Annotated in this window: 18 protein-coding genes; 10 read left to right on the plus strand and 8 right to left on the minus strand. The window is 43.9% G+C overall.

All coding sequences use genetic code 11. The features are described from left to right. Positions 1–221: 221 nt before the first annotated feature. On the plus strand, positions 222–1,955 hold the full coding sequence (locus P3L47_RS21670) for an ATP-binding protein (RefSeq protein WP_122363509.1): 1,734 nt from the start codon (positions 222–224) through the stop codon (positions 1,953–1,955). Position 1,956: 1 nt separating this feature from the next. Here the strand turns inward: P3L47_RS21670 and tsaB are convergent, their stop codons facing one another. Further along, positions 1,957–2,652 carry a tRNA (adenosine(37)-N6)-threonylcarbamoyltransferase complex dimerization subunit type 1 TsaB gene (tsaB, locus tag P3L47_RS21675; RefSeq protein WP_277782097.1) on the minus strand — a complete coding sequence of 232 codons (696 nt, stop codon included), beginning with the start codon at positions 2,650–2,652 and terminating at the stop codon, positions 1,957–1,959. Between the two features lie 198 nt (positions 2,653–2,850). On the opposite strand from tsaB, the gene P3L47_RS21680 reads away from it, so the two are divergent. The 8 genes from P3L47_RS21680 to P3L47_RS21715 all read left to right on the plus strand — a co-directional run bounded on the left by P3L47_RS21680 (position 2,851) and on the right by P3L47_RS21715 (position 10,196). Continuing rightward, a complete protein-coding gene (locus P3L47_RS21680; RefSeq protein ID WP_122363511.1) occupies positions 2,851–3,723 on the plus strand; it encodes a YicC/YloC family endoribonuclease in 873 nt (290 codons plus the stop codon). 1 nt (position 3,724) lies between these two features. Next, positions 3,725–4,294, plus strand: a complete 570-nt coding sequence (gmk, locus tag P3L47_RS21685; RefSeq protein ID WP_277782098.1) for a guanylate kinase — start codon at positions 3,725–3,727, stop codon at positions 4,292–4,294. Beyond that, positions 4,291–4,467: a hypothetical protein gene (locus tag P3L47_RS21690; RefSeq protein WP_277782099.1), complete on the plus strand. Its 177-nt coding sequence runs from the start codon at positions 4,291–4,293 to the stop codon at positions 4,465–4,467. Before gmk ends, P3L47_RS21690 begins: the two co-directional genes overlap by 4 nt. After that, on the plus strand, positions 4,452–5,039 hold the full coding sequence (gene nadD / locus P3L47_RS21695; RefSeq protein ID WP_277782100.1) for a nicotinate (nicotinamide) nucleotide adenylyltransferase: 588 nt from the start codon (positions 4,452–4,454) through the stop codon (positions 5,037–5,039). Before P3L47_RS21690 ends, nadD begins: the two co-directional genes overlap by 16 nt. A gap of 83 nt (positions 5,040–5,122) precedes the next feature. Continuing rightward, complete coding sequence (gene lysS / locus P3L47_RS21700; protein WP_277782101.1) at positions 5,123–6,853, plus strand: lysine--tRNA ligase; 1,731 nt, start codon at positions 5,123–5,125, stop codon at positions 6,851–6,853. Between the two features lie 11 nt (positions 6,854–6,864). Continuing rightward, a complete protein-coding gene (locus tag P3L47_RS21705; RefSeq protein WP_122363516.1) occupies positions 6,865–7,860 on the plus strand; it encodes an NAD(P)H-dependent glycerol-3-phosphate dehydrogenase in 996 nt (331 codons plus the stop codon). A 2-nt stretch (positions 7,861–7,862) separates the two neighbouring features. Continuing rightward, complete coding sequence (locus P3L47_RS21710) at positions 7,863–9,206, plus strand: glucose-6-phosphate isomerase (protein ID WP_277782102.1); 1,344 nt, start codon at positions 7,863–7,865, stop codon at positions 9,204–9,206. 261 nt (positions 9,207–9,467) lie between these two features. Next, on the plus strand, positions 9,468–10,196 hold the full coding sequence (locus tag P3L47_RS21715; RefSeq protein WP_277782103.1) for an inorganic diphosphatase: 729 nt from the start codon (positions 9,468–9,470) through the stop codon (positions 10,194–10,196). 76 nt (positions 10,197–10,272) lie between these two features. On the opposite strand, the gene P3L47_RS21720 is transcribed toward P3L47_RS21715, so the two are convergent. The 7 genes from P3L47_RS21720 to P3L47_RS21750 all read right to left on the minus strand — a co-directional run bounded on the left by P3L47_RS21720 (position 10,273) and on the right by P3L47_RS21750 (position 17,807). After that, complete coding sequence (locus P3L47_RS21720) at positions 10,273–11,145, minus strand: sugar phosphate isomerase/epimerase family protein (RefSeq protein WP_122363518.1); 873 nt, start codon at positions 11,143–11,145, stop codon at positions 10,273–10,275. Between the two features lie 94 nt (positions 11,146–11,239). Beyond that, positions 11,240–12,499 (minus strand): ABC transporter permease, encoded by a 1,260-nt coding sequence (locus P3L47_RS21725; protein WP_277782104.1) that lies wholly within the window; start codon positions 12,497–12,499, stop codon positions 11,240–11,242. Between the two features lie 11 nt (positions 12,500–12,510). Further along, complete coding sequence (locus tag P3L47_RS21730) at positions 12,511–13,689, minus strand: ABC transporter permease (protein WP_277782105.1); 1,179 nt, start codon at positions 13,687–13,689, stop codon at positions 12,511–12,513. After that, entirely contained in the window at positions 13,686–14,699 is a 1,014-nt protein-coding gene (locus P3L47_RS21735) for an HlyD family secretion protein (protein ID WP_122363521.1), read from the minus strand. Before P3L47_RS21735 ends, P3L47_RS21730 begins: the two co-directional genes overlap by 4 nt. 21 nt (positions 14,700–14,720) lie before the next feature. After that, entirely contained in the window at positions 14,721–16,112 is a 1,392-nt protein-coding gene (locus P3L47_RS21740) for a TolC family protein (protein ID WP_122363522.1), read from the minus strand. Between the two features lie 193 nt (positions 16,113–16,305). Beyond that, positions 16,306–16,899, minus strand: a complete 594-nt coding sequence (locus tag P3L47_RS21745) for a Crp/Fnr family transcriptional regulator (RefSeq protein ID WP_122363523.1) — start codon at positions 16,897–16,899, stop codon at positions 16,306–16,308. A 2-nt stretch (positions 16,900–16,901) separates the two neighbouring features. Next, the gene (locus P3L47_RS21750) at positions 16,902–17,807 is read right to left on the minus strand and encodes a hypothetical protein (protein WP_277782106.1); all 906 of its coding nucleotides are present in this window, start codon (positions 17,805–17,807) and stop codon (positions 16,902–16,904) included. A 308-nt stretch (positions 17,808–18,115) separates the two neighbouring features. On the opposite strand from P3L47_RS21750, the gene guaA reads away from it, so the two are divergent. Beyond that, positions 18,116–19,636, plus strand: coding sequence for a glutamine-hydrolyzing GMP synthase (guaA, locus tag P3L47_RS21755; RefSeq protein ID WP_122363525.1), 1,521 nt, complete (start codon positions 18,116–18,118; stop codon positions 19,634–19,636). The last annotated feature ends 16 nt before the right edge of the window (positions 19,637–19,652 follow it).

A 19,652-nucleotide genomic window follows, 5' to 3' on the forward strand; every position in this document is an offset into this window, starting at 1 on the left:
GAATGATGGTTGATGATGGTTGAATGATAGTTTAAAACGGCAACCATCATAATATAAAATACTAATAAACAATATGTTAAACAAAATAATGATAGTATGATAGTTATTTTCAAAAATTACTTTAGATAAGATGATAGGAATATGATAATGGAATCTTCCCGATCATTGCTTTATTTACCGGAATAAATTAACTTTGTATTCATTATTAAAAAGTTGCCATTATGAATCAAGTAAAAGGTATACCATACGGAATATCCGATTTCAACCGGATGAGGAACGATAATTTTTATTTCGTGGATAAGACGGAGTATTTGCCGCTTATTGAAAAGATGCCCAGCTATCTTTTCCTCATTCGTCCGAGGCGTTTCGGGAAAAGCCTGTTCTTAAGTATGATGCGTACCTACTATGACATTTTGCAACAGAAGAATTTCGACAAATATTTCGGAGATCTATGGATCGGAAAACATCCGACCGACCAGCGTAACCGCTATCAGGTCCTTTATTTCGACTTCTCGAAGGCAGGATGTTCATTGCCGGGAAGCGATATGATGTCAAGTTTTAATGAGTATTGCAGTATTATCATTAACCAGTTTGCACACGAATATGCCCCTTTCTATGATGCCGACTTCAAGACAACGGTAGAAAGCCTGGAAAGCGCAAAGGCTAAACTTTCCTACATAGAAATAAAAGCAAAAGAGAAAAATCATCCGTTGTACCTTATTATTGATGAATACGATAACTTCACGAATGTCATACTAAGCGAACACGGGCAAAAAATGTTCCGTGACCTTACACATGCCAGTGGTTTCTACCGCGAATATTTTAAACAATTCAAGGGAATGTTCGATCGTATCTTCATGATGGGTGTCAGTCCCGTTACACTGGACGATCTTTCCAGCGGATATAATATCGACTGGAATATTTCAACAGACGAGACATTCAACTCCATGATGGGATTTAACGAAACGGAAGTTCGCGAAATGTTCCACTATTATCATCAGAATAATGTGTTAACTGGCGACATTGAAACAATGATAACAGAGATGAAGCCATGGTATAACAACTATTGTTTTGCACCTAAAAGCTTGAATGAGGACAGGGTGTTCAATTGTGATATGACGCTTTATTATCTGAATTTTCAAATACAGAGACATCGTGCGCCGGATGAGATGGTAGACAAAAATATTCGTACGGATTACAGCAAATTGAAAATGCTTGCTCGCATCGATCATGATAGTGCACACGAAGGGAATCGTATGAGTACAATCGAAGAGATTGCCGCAAAAGGCGAAATCATTGTTGATTTGCATACCTCGTTTCCAGCAGAGAAAATAGCAGAGCACGACAATTTCAGAAGCCTACTCTATTATTACGGATTACTCACGATATGCGGTACACGCGGTGACCGCCTGAAGATGTGTATTCCTAATAATTGCGTTCGAGAACAATATTTAGGTTTCCTTCGCGATTACTACCAGCAAACATTCCCTGTCAATTTATCTTACCTACAAGATTTGATTGACAACCTTGCTTTCGACGGTCTTTGGAAACCATTCTTTGAAGCTGTTGCACGTGCTTATCATGAAAATTCGTCCGTACGTGATGCAATGGAAGGGGAAAGGAATTTACAGGGTTTTCTGAAAGCGTACCTGGCATTGTCTTCCTATTATCTGGTAGAGCCTGAACTGGAAATGAATTACGGATATTGCGACTTTTTCCTTTTGCCAAACAAACAGCGTTATCCCGATATAAAACACAGCTACATCCTCGAACTAAAATATGCAACCCGTAATGCAACCGACAAGGAGCTTGAAGCACAGGCAGAAGAAGGACGTAGTCAATTATACCAATATAGTGAAGACAAAAAAGTACAAGAATTGACGGAAGGGACAACCCTCCACCGGCTGCTATTGCAGTTCCGGGGGTGGGATATGGTAAAGTGCGAAGAGGTATAACCTACCCCAGCACTTTATTCTTAGCGATCGTAGCCTGGAACTCTTTCAAGTAGAACGGTTCGAAGTAAGCTACATCTTCAAACTGACCGGCTGCAAATGCTTTTTCTGCCAGGGGAATCATATTAACCGCCAACGGATGAATATCATCCAGGAAAATCGCATTCGGGGAAACGATCGCTTCACGGCATTTGGCAGCACCATTGCCGAAGAAACAAACTTTGCCTTTTTCCAGATAAGAAGCATAGGTATCGGCATCTACTATATCAGCCGAAGTTCCGCGAACTTCTTTCAAATCTGTATCGTAAATAGCTGCATATACTTCCATCCGACGGGCATCCAGCATCGCACAATACAAAGTATCTTTGTCGGCAGGTTGCTGTTTCAAAGCAGCAACAGCCAGTATTTCCAGTGTATGAATGCTGATCAACGGGATACCGTATCCGAAACATAATCCTTTGGCTACCGATACGCCGATACGCAATCCGGTATATGAACCGGGACCGCTGCTGACAGCTACAGCCTCCAGCTTCAACCCTTTCGCTTTCACTACCGCAATAGCTTCTTTCGCATAAACGCCCAGCAAGGCTGCATGTGAAGGGCCCTCAAACGAACTTTTCTCAAAAAGCACCTCACCGCCGGCTGACAGAGCAACGGAGCAGACAGAGGTCGATGTTTCAATATTTAAAATGCAAGACATATTAATTGACAATTGATAATTGACAATTGACAATTATATTTGTCAAAAGCCAATCTTTTGATAATGGATGCAAAAGTATAAAATAAACAGAACAGAACGGACGAAAACATCTATTTTATTCACCTTTTCAATTAATTGTCAATTGTCAATTGTCAATTGTCAATTGATTAATTTATCTTTGCACAAATTTTTAGAACAATGATACAATCAATGACTGGATTCGGTAAGGTTACAGCCGAACTTCCTTCAAAAAAGGTAACCGTAGAAATAAAAGCGCTCAACAGCAAGCAACTGGATTTATCAACCCGCATTCCGTCTATCTACAAAGATAAAGAAATGCAAATCCGTAGCCAGCTGCTTCAGTCGCTCGAACGGGGTAAGGTCGATTTCAGCATTTACATTGAATATATAGGAAAAGATACTCCTACTCAGATTAACCTCACAGCTTTTGAAAGTTATTACAGCCAGATCAAAGACATCGCAGACAAACTGAATATCGCACTTCCTACAGACTGGTTCCAGACATTACTGAAAATGCCGGATGTTATCAAGTCGGAAATCGTAGAGGTAGACGAAAGCGAATGGGAAGTTGTTTTCACAGCAGTAAAAGAGGCCATCAAGCATCTTTGTGATTTCCGTATCCAGGAAGGCGCCATGTTGCAGAAGCTGTTTGAAGAAAAGATCGGTAACATCGCCCGCTTACTTGCAGAAGTGGAAGAATACGAAGGCGAACGTATCGAAAAGATCAAAGCACGTATCATGGATAACCTTGAGAAGGTGGCAAACCAGGATTACGATAAGAATCGTTTTGAACAGGAAATGATCTATTACATAGAGAAACTGGATGTAAACGAAGAAAAGAACCGTCTCGACAACCACCTGAAATATTTCATCAGCACAATGAAAGATGGACATGGACAGGGTAAAAAGCTTGGTTTCATCGCCCAAGAAATGGGACGCGAGATCAACACCCTCGGTTCGAAAAGCAATCATGCAGAAATGCAAAAGATCGTCGTTCAGATGAAAGACGAACTGGAACAGATCAAAGAACAGGTATTAAACGTTTTATAATATGGCTGGTAAACTAATTATATTCTCCGCCCCGTCAGGCTCAGGTAAATCAACCATTATCAACTATCTGCTGAAGCAGAACCTGAACCTGCATTTCTCTATCTCGGCGACAAGCCGTGCTCCTCGCGGAACAGAAAAGGACGGCGTAGAATACTATTTCCTGACTCCCGACGAATTTCGGGCACGCATCGCTGCCGATGAATTCCTGGAATATGAGGAAGTCTACACCGATAAATATTACGGGACACTGAAAAGCGAAGTGGAACGTATCCTGAACGAAGGTAATAACGTGATATTCGACGTCGATGTAGTAGGCGGTTGTAATATCAAGAAGTTCTATGGCGATCGTGCTTTGTCGGTTTTCATTCAGCCTCCCAGTATCGATCACCTGCGTGAACGCCTGGTAGGTCGTGGAACAGATACACCGGAAGTAATCGACAGCCGTATTGCCAAAGCGGAGTTTGAGCTGGGATTCATTCCCCACTTCGATGTTTGCATTGTGAACGATGATCTGGAAACGGCACAGAAAGAAGCCTTTGAAGTAATCAAAAACTTTCTGACGAAGCCATGAGTACCAACGGTAAGCTACCACGTAAATGGGGATACATATTTGCCCTGACTGCTCTTGCTGCGCTGGGTACTTGTATTGCCGCCCTTATTTATAAAGAATATATTATAGCCTTAGCCACTGGATTGGTATTCGGAGCACAGGTATTTAATTTCATAAAGTGGAAACGACAATAAAGAAACTAAAAACCGGAATCTTTTCCGGTTCGTTCAATCCGGTTCACATCGGCCATCTGGCATTAGCCAACTGGCTGTGTGAATTTGCCGGACTGGATGAACTCTGGTTTCTTATCACCCCCCACAATCCTCTGAAAGACCGCGAAGAATTAATGGACGACCAGCTTCGTTATGAATTAGTCGAAGCAGCTATCGCCGGTTATCCGAAATTCCGCGCCAGCGATTTTGAGTTCTCTCTTCCCCAGCCGACCTATACGATCGACACGCTCCGGGCTCTCGACCGTACCTATCCTGACCGTCAGTTCCATTTTATCATGGGAGCCGACAACTGGGCTTTCATAAAACGCTGGAAAGAATCCGATGTACTCATATCCAGTTATCCGATCCTGATCTATCCCCGTAAAGGATATGAAATCATTCTACCGGCAAACTTTCCGGATATTCGTGCAGTAGAAGCACCATTGATGGAAGTCTCATCTACTTTTATTCGGCAATCTTTAAAAGACGGCAAAGACGTACGTTTTTTCCTCCCAGAAGCGATACGTAATCATAAGTGCCTTTCAAATATATAATTAAGTAAACTACGACTCACTTTTGACCGATAAGTGAGAAAAGTTTTGTACTTTTGCGCCGTATTATACAAAATAATAGCGTAATGAATCTATTAGAACTGAGTGAACAGGAAATCATAAGACGCAATAGCATGGAGCAATTGCGCCAAATGGGGATAGAACCTTATCCCGCTGCCGAGTACGTAACAAACGCATTTTCCAATGAAATAAAGGCATCCTTTAAAGACGATGCCGAACCTCGTCCTGTAAGTATTGCCGGACGTATCATGAGCCGCCGTATCATGGGTAAGGCTTCTTTCATGGAGCTGCAGGATTCTGAAGGCAGAATACAGGTGTATATCTCCCGTGATGATATTTGTCCGGACGAAAACAAAGATTTATATAACGTCGTTTTCAAAAAGTTGCTCGATATCGGAGACATCGTCGGAATCAAAGGTTTTGTATTCCGCACACAGATGGGTGAAATCTCCGTACATGCACAAGAGATAACGGTATTATCCAAATCACTCAGACCGCTGCCGGTCGTTAAATACAAAGACGGTGTTGCCTATGACGGATTCAACGATCCCGAACTGCGCTATCGCCAGCGTTATGTCGACCTGATCGTAAACGATGGCGTAAAGGATATTTTCATGAAACGTGCAAAAGTGATCAAAACAATGCGCGCTGTGCTCGATGATGCCGGATATACGGAAGTAGAAACTCCGATCCTTCAGTCTATCGCCGGTGGTGCAAGTGCACGTCCGTTTATCACGCATCATAACTCATTAGATATTGACCTCTATCTGCGTATCGCTACCGAACTGTATCTGAAAAGACTGATCGTCGGCGGTTTTGAAGGGGTTTACGAAATCGGCAAGAACTTCCGTAACGAAGGTATGGACCGGACACACAACCCGGAATTTACTTGCGTGGAACTGTATGTGCAGTATAAGGATTACAACTGGATGATGAGCTTCACGGAGCAACTGCTGGAAAAGATCTGTATGGCTGTCAACGGCACATGCGAAACCGTAGTCGACGGCAAGACCATCAGCTTCAAGGCTCCTTTCCGCCGTCTGCCTATTCTGGAAGCCATCAAGGAAAAGACCGGTTACGACCTGGAAGGCAAGAGCGAAGATGAAATCCGTTCAATTTGTAAAGAATTGAAGATGGAGATCGACGATACGATGGGTAAAGGTAAACTGATCGATGAAATCTTCGGAGAATTCTGCGAAGGTACATTTATCCAGCCGACATTCATTATCGACTATCCGGTTGAAATGAGCCCATTGACTAAAATGCACCGCAGCAAACCGGGACTGACAGAACGTTTCGAATTGATGGTGAACGGTAAAGAGTTGGCAAACGCTTATAGCGAGCTGAACGATCCGATCGACCAGGAAGAACGTTTCAAAGATCAGTTGAAGTTGAGCGAAAAGGGGGACGACGAAGCGATGTTCATCGACCAGGACTTCCTGCGTGCACTGCAATTCGGTATGCCTCCGACATCCGGTATCGGTATCGGTATCGACCGTTTGGTGATGTTGATGACAGGCCAGACGACGATCCAGGAAGTTTTATTCTTCCCGCAGATGCGTCCTGAAAAAACAGTAAAGAAAGATACTGCTGATAAATATGTAGCATTAGGAATCGATGAAGCCTGGGTTCCGGCATTACAGAAAGCCGGATACATAACTGTTGACACGCTGAAAGAGTTAAATCCTAACAAGTTACGTCAGGAGCTTTGCGAAATGAACAAGAAGTATAAGCTGGAACTGCAAAATCCTGCGGCTGAAGAAGTTGAAGCCTGGATTGCTAATGCGGCCAAATAAAAGGGAATGCCATGAAATTACCCGGTAAAATAGCAATAATGGGAGGTGGTAGCTGGGCTACCGCCTTAGCCAAAATTGTTCTTTCTACACAGGATAGTATTAACTGGTACATGCGCCGTCAGGACCAGGTTGACGACTTTTTAAAAACCGGACATAACCCAAGTTATTTGTCGGCCGTAAAGTTCGATACAGACAAAATTAAATTCTACACAGATATAAACGAGGTTATCAAAGATTCAGATACGCTGATCTTTGCTACCCCTTCTCCTTTCCTGAAGCAGCATTTGATGAAAGTCACCACTCCGCTGAATGACAAATTCATCATTTCTGCCATCAAGGGAATCGTCCCGGACGAGAATATGCTGATTGCCGATTATTTCACGGAATACTACAATGTTCCGACGGATCATATCGCAGTCATCGGAGGCCCGTGCCATGCGGAAGAGATAGCACTCGAACGTCTCTCCTATATCACGCTGGCCTGTTCCAATATCGATAACGCACGGGCTGTCGCACATGTATTTCAGAATCCATATTTAAACAACTATTGCTGCAAAGATGTTAGAGGTATAGAATATGCTTCCGTACTGAAAAATGTATATGCCATCGTTGCAGGTATTTGTCACGGGATGAAGTATGGCGACAACTTCCTGGCTGTGTTTATCTGCAATGCGATTGAAGAAATGCGTAACTTCCTGAATTCCGTACATAGCCTGGAGCGGGATGTTACTGATTCCGTTTATTTGGGAGACCTGCTGGTAACTGCCTATTCCCGTTTCAGCCGTAACCGTACATTCGGGACGATGATCGGAAAAGGATATTCGGTGAAAATCGCCCAACTGGAAATGGAAATGATCGCCGAAGGGTATTACGGGACCAAGTGTATTCACGAAATAAACGAGAAATATAAGGTAAACATGCCGATCCTGGATGCCTTATACGACATTTTATATGAAAGAAAATCGCCGACTACCATCATACGGCAGTTGACAGAAACATTTAAGTAGATATGAAAAACATCAGTCTTAACATCGACAAAGCACTGGGCGCTGTTACGAAAGAACAAGTATACGCACAGGAAGCTAAGGCAAACGAATGTATTGCCACTTTACATAACGGAAACGGAGCTGGTAACGACTTCTTAGGTTGGTTACATCTCCCCTCTTCTATTACAGATGCTGAATTGACAGACATCGAGTACACCGCTAACGTGCTTCGTTCCAAATGTGACGTTGTCGTAGCTATCGGTATCGGCGGAAGTTACCTGGGAACAAAGGCCGTTGTTGAAGCATTGAACAATAGCTTCGACTGGTTACAGTCTGACCGCAAAAATCCGGTTGTCCTGTATGCCGGACAGAATATCGGTGAAGATTACCTGTATGAGCTGTGCGAAGTTCTGAAAGGGAAACAGTTCGGTCTGATCAACATCTCTAAATCAGGAACGACAACCGAGCCTGCCCTTGCATTCCGTATGTTGAAGAAACAACTGGAAGACGCTGTTGGTAAAGAAGAAGCAAAACATCGTATCGTTGCTATTACTGATGCTAAAAGAGGTGCCCTGCGTACATTAGCTGACCAGGAAGGTTATAAGACTTTCGTTATCCCTGATAATGTAGGCGGACGTTTCTCCGTACTGACTCCGGTTGGTTTGCTGCCTATCGCTGTAGCAGGTATCAGCATCCGCGAACTGGTTGCCGGTGCTGTTTCTATGGAAAAAGCAACGGGTACGGATGTTCCTTTTGCAGAAAACCTGTCGGCTATCTATGCTGCAACTCGCAACGAATTGTATAAGAGCGGTAAAAAGATCGAAATCCTAGCCAACTTCCATCCGAAATTGCATTACATCGGTGAATGGTGGAAACAGTTGTACGGTGAAAGTGAAGGTAAAGACGGTAAAGGTATTTTCCCGGCTTCTGTCGACTTGACAACCGACCTGCACTCTATGGGTCAATGGATACAGGAAGGTGAACGCATTATCTTCGAAACCGTCATTTCAATTGAAGAACCGGATCATAAAGTAATCGTTCCGACTGACGAAGCAAACCTGGACGGATTGAACTTCCTTGCAGGCAAACGCGTGGACGAAGTAAATAAGATGGCAGAACTGGGAACTCAGCTGGCACATGTTGACGGTGGCGTTCCTAACATCAAGATCACGATGCCGGCAGTAAATGCTTATTACATCGGTCAGCTGTTCTACTTCTTTGAAAAAGCTTGCGGTATCAGCGGTTATATGCTGGGCGTCAATCCGTTCGACCAGCCGGGGGTTGAAGCTTACAAGAAGAACATGTTCGCGCTGTTGAACAAGCCCGGATATGAAAAGGAAAGCGAAGCGATCCGCGCTAAACTTTAAAAAGATAGAATTTAGATATAGAAATGGGTTGTGCCAACATTTTGGCACAACCTTTTTTTATAGTTCTATCAATGCCTATTGTTAGGGTGTTACAATGCCTATTCTAAGGAGCTAACAATGCCTATTATTAAGGTCTTACGATAGGCATTGTTAGAATAAGAACAATCCCGGGCTTGAAAACGTATGAGCATTGTGTATAAAAAGAGTTTTGACAACCACTATTTTCGTAACTTTGCAGAGATTATTAAGAATATGAACAGAATGATACAAGAAGCTATCAAGTGTTATCTGCAAAAGCAGAAACAGGATTATCTTTCGCCCAAAGCCGTACTTTTCGATATGGATGGCGTGCTCTACGACTCAATGCGTTTTCATGCCCAAGCCTGGTATGAGACAGCCATAAATCATCAACTTCAAGCCGTAAAAGAAGATTTTTATATGTTTGAAGGTCGTACCGGAGAAAGTACAATCAATGAGTTATATCAGCGTACATTTCAACGTGACGCAACAGATCAAGAGAAGCAGGATATATATGACGAGAAAGCAATGCTTTTCAACAAATACAATGATGGTAAAGCGATGACTGGTGCTGCCGAGGTTTTAAAACAGGCTAAAAGCCATGGTTTACAGACACTAGTCGTTACCGGCTCGGGACAACATAGCCTCATCAATAAGCTGGAACATACGTATCCCGGTTATTTTACCCGCGAGAAGATGGTTACGGCCTTTGATGTGAAATATGGCAAACCTCATCCCGAACCTTATCTGATGGGACTGGAAAAAGCCGGAGTAAAGGCGAATGAAGCCTTTGTCGTGGAGAATGCACCGATGGGTGTGGAAGCGGGCGTTGCTGCCGGTATCTTTACAATTGCGGTCAATACGGGACCGCTGCCCGATAAAGTGCTGCTGGATGCAGGAGCCGACCTGTTATATCCGGATATGACGAGCCTGGCAAACGACTGGGATAATATAATGAAAACATATCTGTAGGGGCAGGATCTGCCTGCCCTTGATGCAATAAAATTCAAACATTATGGAAGGGTGGGCAAACCCCGCCCCTACGATGTTATTTCACATAATCTGCCGCATTCAGATAGTCAAAACTTTGCTGACAGCTTTCAACCGGATTATTATTTGTATATTCTTCTACTTCAACGTACCAGTCTTTTACATTATTGGCATACATCTGATCGAAGATAGGCTTGAAATCAATCTTACCGCTGGCACCGATTTCCATATCATCTTTAATATGAATGGTCTTGAACTGGCTCGGACGGGATTTCAGATAAGCAACAGGATCCGCACCACCTTCTTTCACCCAGTAAACGTCCATCTGGAAGAATACATGATTGGGACTTACGTTATCCAACAGGAAATCGTAAATCAACTTATCTTCTATCTTACGGAATTCAAATGCATGGTTGTGATAACCGAATGCAATACTGGCGGCAGCCGTCTTATAACCTACCGTATTGAAATAATCACAATACATCTTCAGGTCATCCAACGTAGTCTGGTCGTTCACCGGCATCCAGGGCTGAACCATATATTTAACGCCTAATTCATTATGAGCGTCGATCGCCTGATCCCACCAGCTCATTACTTCTGCTTCTTTTTCTTTTGTGAACTCCTGTCCCAGGTGAGCACTGGTACATTTCATACCGAGGTCATTACACATTTTCTTAAATTCGGCAGGAGCCATTCCATAGATCTTACCGTTATTGTAACCGGCTGTTTCCAGATTTGTATATCCCATTTTGGAAGCAGTCTCCAATACAGTCTGAATACCCTCATCTTTTACAAGGTCTCTTAAAGAATACAACTGTAAACCGATATGTTTCTTCGATTTTTCGGCACAAGAAGATAATAACTGAGGTGCAACTAAACCTCCTGCAAGCAACATTGAAGCTTGCTTCAAAAAGTTACGTCTGTTCTGCATAGTACTAAAAATTAAGTTTGATTGAGAATTTGTACAAAAGTAAGACTATATTTGATGGATTCTAACATTATTTCGTTAAAATCCATCAAAAACACTACTTTTGACTACCATGCAGCATTCGTTGCATCTTCATATACCGATATTGTTTTATGATCAGTTTCCGGCTACGCAGAATCTGATATCTGTAAATCATGCATGCGGTAATAAAATAAACGCCTGCCTGTATCCACAGCGTACGATATTCGTGAGCGACTTCATTCAAAGTGGCTCCTGCCGTATTAATACGGATAAATCCTTGTATACCCGGAGTTGAAGGGAAAAGATAGCCTACTGCCTTCCAGAACGGAGGAATCGCTTCCTTGGGCCAGGAAACACCCGAGATAAACAACAGGATCACCGAGGTAAAAACAAAAACAAGCATCGGCGACTCACGGCTGGTCATAAACCCGGATAACGTCATCGACAAAAAGATGGAGGCGAACAGATAAGGCAAGACAAACAGCATGACCGTCCACGGCTCACCCACCTGCGGCAATGAGAATAACTTCGGCACCACCCCTAAAGCCCAGATACAAACGACTACGTATAGCAACAGATAAGTAAGCGATTTACCGAATACGATACGCAACGTCCCGTTAAAATGACGGCTGACCGGTACCAGGCTGTGAAAACGGTTTTTCTCGCGTGCAGTTCCTCCCAACATACCGATCCCCAGGATCAGTGTTTGCTGGATAACCAAAATCAGGATAGCCGGGACAAGAAAGCTGGCAAAGCCATTTTGCGAATTGAACAGGGCTACCGATTCATACGGAATAGGATTAATCGTAATCTTCTCCTGCTCTATCGTCGACGACGGGTTATTCTGTGCCCGGAGTTCCTTGCCTATTTCAAACGAAACTTCGGTTGTTGCCAACAGGAAAGCCTTATAAAACAGCAACGCACTCATGTCGCAATAAAGCGAAACAGTCGCTTGCTTTCCTTTATGTATGTCTTTACTGAACTCACCGGGAAAATACAATATCCCGTATGCTTTTTTCTCATCCAGCATCCGTTTTGCCTCCTCCATATCCGCACATACAGCGACCACCTTCACGTCGGCTGTCGCATCTACCTTACGGATATATTCTCGGCTCAGATATGAATCCGACTGGTCCACAACGACCATTTTGGCATTGTGCACAACTTCGTTGTTATAGATAAAAGCATACAAAAGCGGATAGACGAACGGGACCAGGAAGAAAAAGATCATGACTCCCGAGTCTTTGAAGACATTCTTCAACTCGTCTTTCCAAATAAAAAAGGTATCCTGAATGCCTTCTTTGATTATATATCGTAAACGATGTTCTCTTTTCATTACTTTCTGTTTTACGGAATATACTTAAAGTACAGCAATGCATTCTTGAGATGTTTCCCGATCAGGAACGGCAAGATCAGAAAGCCCGTCAACCACAGATACTCCGTCCATGAATAAAACAAATCTCTCCCATTCAATGCCTGATCCACATAGATCAGGAAATAATGACGCAGGGGGAACAGGGTACTTAATGCCTGCAAGGTCGGATCCATTCCCAAAACCGGGAAAGAAAAACCGACAATAGAAAAGGCAATCATCCCGAACAAACTGGCAAAACTCAGACCCAGACGTAAAGTAGGTAATGCTCCGATCATAAATACGCCTACCGCCTGCGAAGCAATAACCAGCAGGAACAAAGCTGCGATCATCGGCATCCATCCGCTATTCAACGGAAAGGCATTGAAGCCGTATAAGGCAGAACTACACAACAGCGCTATTACCGTGAAGATAACTGTCTGCGGCAGAAGTTTCCCCAACAGGCTTATTGTAAACGAGTTGCCTCCGGTCTGCAGCCACTGGCGGGCAGTCGAGTATTTCAGTTCCGTTCCGATACTGAAAACCGTCACCAGAAAGATCATCAACTGAAGCATCCCCGGCAAAATCGTATTATTCAGATAAACGGAATAGTTCAGCCAGGGATTACCGAGTGCATGCGTATCAACTACTACCGGCTGAAGCTGTCCCATGATCTGGTCAGTCGTATATCCTTTCGCCAGTCCGGTCTGCAAACCGACTGAAGCACCCGCCAGAACAGACATGGTCTTCATATCCCTGAAAAGCAAGGACGCTGCGATCAGATATGTCCCGTTCGTATAAAAGGACAAGGTAGGCTGTTTACCCGTAGTTGCTTCCACGGCAAAATCTTTCGGTATATAGAAAATACCATACACATTTCCTTTTTGCATTTCCCGGCGTGCATCGTCGAACGTGGCAGTCTTATAGACCACTTCAGTCTGCTCAAAAGCATCCAGCTGCCGGATCAGGTTGCGGGAAGTAGCAGAGCCATCCATGTCGACCACGGCGATCGGTAAATTGGTCGGCAACCCCTCCTGCATCAGTGACAGGAAGAAGACGACACAAAGAACCGGAGCGATCAGCATACAGAAGAAATAGATCGGCTTCGATGTCAGCCGCTGCATCTCCCGCTTCGCCACATTCCAGATACTATGTAAACTCTGCTTCAAGGTCATAATATTTCGTTTCCTTTTTTCTTCATTACAACAGACATTCCGGGACGCAGGTCAGCTATTTTCTCCTGCGGACGGGCACGTACCTCGAAAGTCTTGGAATCGAACTGTCCGGTTGTCTTCGTCGCTTTCCAGGCGGCATACGATCCCATGTCTTTCAGATAATATACCTTCAGTTTCACAGGCTTATTGTCGAGTGCAGGTATGAAAGCATTCAGTTCCGATCCGATCTTGATGTCTTTCAACAGATCTTCACGCACGCTGAATGATATCCACATATCGTTCAGGTCGGTAATATTCATGATCGGTGCACCGGTTCCGACCAACTCTCCCACCTGCGGGAAACGTTCGGATACTTCGCCGTCGATCGGTGAAACCAAAGCCGACTCTTTCAGATAAGATTCCACTTCCGCTACCGCGCCTCCGGCCTGCTGAACCAGGGCTGCCGCTGCCGCTTTGTCTTCCGAACGGGCACCGTCCATCGCCATATCGTACTGTGACTTAGCTGCTTTCTCCGTAGCTACCATCGCTTTATAATTCGCTTCGGCTTCATCCCTTTTCTGAGCGGACATGACTCCTTTCTCGTAAAGGTTCTGAACACGGGTATACGATTTCTTCGCTATTTCAAGCCCCGCCTGTGCTTTCTGCCACATTTCGTAAGCACCGGCTATTTCCTGCGCACGGGCACCTTTGATCGCTTTCGCACTCTGTGCTTCAGCGGCTTTCTGAGCGGCTTCCGCCTGCTGCAGTTTCGCCAGCACTTCCGGCGTATTCAGATAGACCAGTGTGTCGCCGGCTTTCACTTTATCTCCTTCATCAAAACGATACGATTCGATTCGTCCGGGAACTTTTCCGGAAATACGAACCTGGTTGGCTTCTGCCTGCCCCATAATAATATCATCGGGAGGAGTAAGCAAAAAGAAACCGGTCAATGCGACTAATCCGATCACGACCAATACCGTGATAAATGCCAACATCATGTTGCTGATCGAAAACTTTTTATTCTCGTTCATCTTTGTATATTTTTATTGTTATTACTTCTGTTTGTCTACCGAGAGTTTACCCATAGCCTTCGACAGGTAGACTTCTGTTAATTTCACCTCTATCTGGGCATCGATCAGGCTGGAGCGAGCCGAAACCCAGGCAGTCTGCGCCTCCATCAGGTTCAGTGCCGGAATAACACCTTCTTCAAAACCCAGATTAGCATGACGAAGGTTTTCTTCCGCATTCTCCATATTACGGGAAGAAGCGGTCAGTTTCTTATTGGCTTCATTCACTTTATAAACAGACTGGTTCACCTGCAATTCAACTTTTTCACGTGCTTCCATCAGTTGCAGCATCTGGATACGTGTCTCGGCACGGGCGGCATTCCGTTTATAACTACCTTCCCACCAACCGGATAAAGGCACTTTTACCATTACGCCCACATTGAACATTCCGGCAAATTCATTCTTAAAGCCATTGAATGCATTCGGATTCGTTACCAGATAGTTTGCCGACAGGGCGACATTCGGTAACATATCCGCTAAAACAATACGTTCTTTTTTCTGATAGATCTTTGTTGCCAGTTCCAGGCTTTTCAGTTCATCGCGGTTTGTAAAAGCTTCATTGACATTCGCAACGGCATCATTCGCATGTACAGGGAAATTCTCTATGTTTTCATCTGCCAGTGCCAGAGGTTCATCGAGGGGCAATCCGCAAATCTGCGCCAGCAACATACGCGATAAAGCCAGACCATTGTCCACCTTCGTCTGTGCCATTTCCGCTTCATTCAGCTTCACTTTCACCGAGAGTCCATCTGCCTGCGTAGCAACGCCTTCTGCAATCATGGCCGTCACATCGCTGTCCATTTTACGGAGCAATCCGACATAGGCATCCGCCAGCTTCTTTTTGTTGACCAAAGAGATCACCTGCCAGTATGTTTCATCGGTTTTATAAATGACTTCCTGTAGCTGAAGGTCGTTCATCGACTCAGCCAGCTCGCGGGCATATTTGGTGATTTGATTATAGGAAACTATCTTTCCTCCCATGAAGACAGGCTGAACCAGCGAAACACCTCCTACCCAGATATTCTGTACATCCAGATGCTGCATCTCGTCCACTCCTCCCATCAGTTGACCGAAAACAGGAAGCTGCGCAATAGGTCCCAGGGCAGAACCCAGTTTGGCACTCAAAGCGTCCATGTCCAGCAGATTGATATCTTTCTGATTCCACATATAGCCTCCCATCGCGGAAAGTTGCGGGAAATATTTAGTAAAAGCCGCCTTTTTTTCTTCATTAGCCGCCTTCACTTTTTCACCGGACATTTGCAATTCTTTATTATTCTGAATAGCTAAGTTTCGACATTCTTCCAATGTCAGCGTTTGTTGGGAATTGGCATAACCAGACCAAACCAACAATCCTACTAATACGATAATCCGTTTCATCTTTTTATTGTTTTTTCATCCGGAGACTTTATTTTAACCACTAAAACAATTTATCACCCTTATTCATAATAAAAAACAACCAGCTATCTCCTATTGTTTATAGTCGATAATCCTATATTCTTCGTACACAAACAAAAGTACGATTTTCCGATGCAAAAGTACTGGTTTACTTTAAATATAAAATTGAATTAATTCAATTAAAGATGCGCTTTTTCAGCTTGCAATACCACGCATTGCTGATTCCCATATATTGGGCAATATATTTGTCGGGAACACGCTGCATGATCCACATGTAGTGATTGTAAAGATATTTGATAAATTCTTCGGCGGTACAGGACTGGCGGATAGCAAACATGGAATACAACTTCGATATAATGGTCAGCATCGCATTCTGGTAATACGACGCAAATAACGGATAGCGTAGGGAAAGGTCCTCGATATGAGCACGTGATAGCCGGAGCAGTTCTCCGGATTCCAGCGCCTTGATCTCGAACTCGGAAGGTGCCTGGGTAAAATATCCGATAGCGGACAGGAAAGGATATAAGTAATCGGAAGAAAAACCGGTTACGCATTCATCCCCTTTTTCGCTTACATATAAATTAATGAATAGTCCTTTATTTATAAAATAGGCATCCTGGCATATTTCGCCGGTGCGGAGCAGATAGTCACCTTTGTCGACAGCGACCACTTTGGTGATGTTGTTAAGCTCACTCACAAAAACTTCGTCACGGGCCAAAGATTCCGGAAGATCCGCTAAAAGCTTTGTCAAATGAGCATCTGTCTCCATCGTTAATCTTCCAACGTGAAGTTTCTCTTTCCGATCAGGTTGCCGTCAATAAAAATATCCACCCGATAAGTTCCCGGAGAAAGGAATTCCTCGATATCCCAATACATCGTAACCGGATATTCTTCCCCGTCATATTCGATCAGTTTCTTCATCGAGTAGTTGATGTCTTTTCCTTCAAAGGCGAAAACATCCGCACGGCTTTTCACCAGCACATCGTCGTCCGGCTTCATGATACGTACATAAACGGTCTTTTCTCCGACAGGAGCGGTAATATTTTTAGCTATGCGGAAGTCCAGTACGAAACGTTCCATACGTTTGATCTTCTTCGCCAGTTTTCCACGCGAATTGACCGGAGTAACCGTGATACCCGTCGCATCCAGACGGCTTGCCAGGGTAACGCGTTCAGACAGTTTTTCTTTTTCTTTCTTTAAGGTGGCAGCCTGCGAAGTGGCACGCTGGTATTTCTGAACGGCTTCTTTTTTCTCTACCTGCAATTGTTCATTCGCTCTGTTCAGAGAGTCGATTTGGACCACATAGTTACGCATGATCTTACGAAGCGTTTCCAGTTCTTTCTTCAAACGGGCTATTTCTTTGGTATTCGTCGCTTTCACAGTACGAAGTTCTTCCATCAATCGCTGAACTTTCGCCTGTTCCGTAGACAACAGACTCATCAAGGAATCATTACCCACCTTAAACTGATACCCTTCATATTGCATAGACAGCTCATTAAACTCGTCTTCAAGCGTTTGCTTATCCAAATCATACGCCTCAACCAAATCATTCATCTGCTGTTTCTGCTGATAAATATAGTAAGCGGCACCGGCAATAATCAGTATCAAAACGACTACTGCCATGATTAATAATGAGAGCTTATTTATTTCCTTTGTTTCTTTCTTTTCTGTATCCATACGGTTCTTCTAAAAATGAACGTACAAAGGTAATGTTTAATCAGATGTATTAAAACATATCCAGTCTGTTTATACATTTTTTAAGAACTAAACCATCCTTTCAACATATACCGACATCTTTTTAGTTTCTTTCGGGAGAAAATATAGTTTCTTTCGAGAGAAAACACAGTTTCTTTCGGATGAAACTTTTGTGAAATCATAAAAAATATATTGAAATCCCCCATCGGTACCTTTATATATAGGATGAGCTTTACAGATTTTCTAAATAAAATTACTACCTTTGCCGCACTCAATTAAATAATAACTGCATGCACGAGAAACTTATTATTCTTGATTTCGGCTCGCAAACAACGCAATTGATTGGCCGCAGGGTCAGAGAATTAAACATGTATTGCGAGATCATTCCCTACAACAAATTTCCCCATGATGCAACAGATGTGAAAGGTGTGATCCTTTCAGGAAGTCCTTACTCCGTTTACGACGAAAATGCTTTCAAGGCCGACTTGAGTGAAATTCGTGGCAAGTATCCGGTTTTAGGAATCTGTTACGGGGCTCAGTTTCTGGCTTATACATCCGGAGGCAATGTAGAACCGGCCAACTCACGCGAGTATGGACGTGCGAATCTATCGTATATCAACAATGATGATCCTCTGCTGAAAGGCATCGATACAGGTTCACAGATATGGATGTCACATGGAGATACAATCACCGTATTGCCTGACAACTTTAAGGTTATCGCCAGCACGGACGACGTGAAGGCTGCCGCTTATCATGTGGAAGGCGAACAGACCTGGGGCGTACAATTCCATCCGGAAGTGTTCCACTCTACAGACGGAACCAAATTGCTGGATAATTTCCTGAATATCTGCGGATGCGCCAAAGACTGGACACCGGCTTCTTTCATCGAATCGACAGTAGCCGAACTGAAAGAACAGCTGGGCGACGACAAAGTGATCCTCGCCTTATCGGGCGGTGTGGACTCTTCCGTTACAGCGGTATTGCTGAACAAGGCAATCGGCAAAAACCTGACTTGCATCTTCGTCGATCACGGCTTGTTACGCAAGAATGAGTTCGAAAACGTAATGAAAGATTACGAACACCTGGGCTTGAATGTTATCGGGGTGAATGCCAAAGATAAATTCTATAAAGCATTGGCCGGAGTGACCGAGCCGGAGCAGAAACGTAAGATTATCGGTAAAGGCTTTATCGATGTATTCGACGAAGAAGCTCATAAGCTGAAAGATATCAAATGGTTGGGACAAGGTACGATCTATCCGGACGTAATCGAGTCTTTATCCATTACAGGGACTGTGATCAAGAGCCATCATAATGTGGGCGGTCTGCCTGACACGATGAAACTGAAGTTGGTAGAACCGCTTCGCCTGCTTTTCAAAGACGAAGTTCGCCGTGTCGGTATCGAGATGGGTATGCAGCCGCACCTGATCAAACGCCATCCGTTCCCCGGTCCTGGTCTAGGTATCCGTATCTTAGGTGATATTACTCCTGAAAAAGTACGTATCCTCCAGGATGCCGACGATATTTATATGTCACTGATGCGCGAATGGGGGCTTTACGACAAAATCTGGCAGGCCGGAGTAATCCTGCTTCCGATCCAGTCGGTCGGAGTAATGGGCGACGAACGCACCTATGAAAATACGGTCGCTTTACGTGCCGTAACATCTACCGATGCCATGACAGCCGACTGGGCACAATTGCCTTACGAATTTCTGGCAAAAGTATCCAACGAAATTATCAATAAGGTAAAAGGTGTGAACCGCGTTGTGTACGACATCAGTTCCAAACCGCCTGCAACAATTGAGTGGGAATAAAACAAGCAGAAGGATA

Source organism: Parabacteroides chongii (assembly GCF_029581355.1).
GTDB classification, from domain to species: domain Bacteria; phylum Bacteroidota; class Bacteroidia; order Bacteroidales; family Tannerellaceae; genus Parabacteroides; species Parabacteroides chongii.

Coding starts and splice junctions, on each gene's coding strand:
- P3L47_RS21670 (WP_122363509.1), top strand. CDS start 222: ATGAATCAAGTAAAAGGTATACCATACGGAATATCCGATTTCAACCGG.
- tsaB (WP_277782097.1), bottom strand. CDS start 2,652: ATGTCTTGCATTTTAAATATTGAAACATCGACCTCTGTCTGCTCCGTT.
- P3L47_RS21680 (WP_122363511.1), top strand. CDS start 2,851: ATGATACAATCAATGACTGGATTCGGTAAGGTTACAGCCGAACTTCCT.
- gmk (WP_277782098.1), top strand. CDS start 3,725: ATGGCTGGTAAACTAATTATATTCTCCGCCCCGTCAGGCTCAGGTAAA.
- P3L47_RS21690 (WP_277782099.1), top strand. CDS start 4,291: ATGAGTACCAACGGTAAGCTACCACGTAAATGGGGATACATATTTGCC.
- lysS (WP_277782101.1), top strand. CDS start 5,123: ATGAATCTATTAGAACTGAGTGAACAGGAAATCATAAGACGCAATAGC.
- P3L47_RS21705 (WP_122363516.1), top strand. CDS start 6,865: ATGAAATTACCCGGTAAAATAGCAATAATGGGAGGTGGTAGCTGGGCT.
- P3L47_RS21710 (WP_277782102.1), top strand. CDS start 7,863: ATGAAAAACATCAGTCTTAACATCGACAAAGCACTGGGCGCTGTTACG.
- P3L47_RS21715 (WP_277782103.1), top strand. CDS start 9,468: ATGATACAAGAAGCTATCAAGTGTTATCTGCAAAAGCAGAAACAGGAT.
- P3L47_RS21720 (WP_122363518.1), bottom strand. CDS start 11,145: ATGCAGAACAGACGTAACTTTTTGAAGCAAGCTTCAATGTTGCTTGCA.
- P3L47_RS21725 (WP_277782104.1), bottom strand. CDS start 12,499: ATGAAAAGAGAACATCGTTTACGATATATAATCAAAGAAGGCATTCAG.
- P3L47_RS21730 (WP_277782105.1), bottom strand. CDS start 13,689: ATGACCTTGAAGCAGAGTTTACATAGTATCTGGAATGTGGCGAAGCGG.
- P3L47_RS21735 (WP_122363521.1), bottom strand. CDS start 14,699: ATGAACGAGAATAAAAAGTTTTCGATCAGCAACATGATGTTGGCATTT.
- P3L47_RS21740 (WP_122363522.1), bottom strand. CDS start 16,112: ATGAAACGGATTATCGTATTAGTAGGATTGTTGGTTTGGTCTGGTTAT.
- P3L47_RS21745 (WP_122363523.1), bottom strand. CDS start 16,899: ATGGAGACAGATGCTCATTTGACAAAGCTTTTAGCGGATCTTCCGGAA.
- P3L47_RS21750 (WP_277782106.1), bottom strand. CDS start 17,807: ATGGATACAGAAAAGAAAGAAACAAAGGAAATAAATAAGCTCTCATTA.
- guaA (WP_122363525.1), top strand. CDS start 18,116: ATGCACGAGAAACTTATTATTCTTGATTTCGGCTCGCAAACAACGCAA.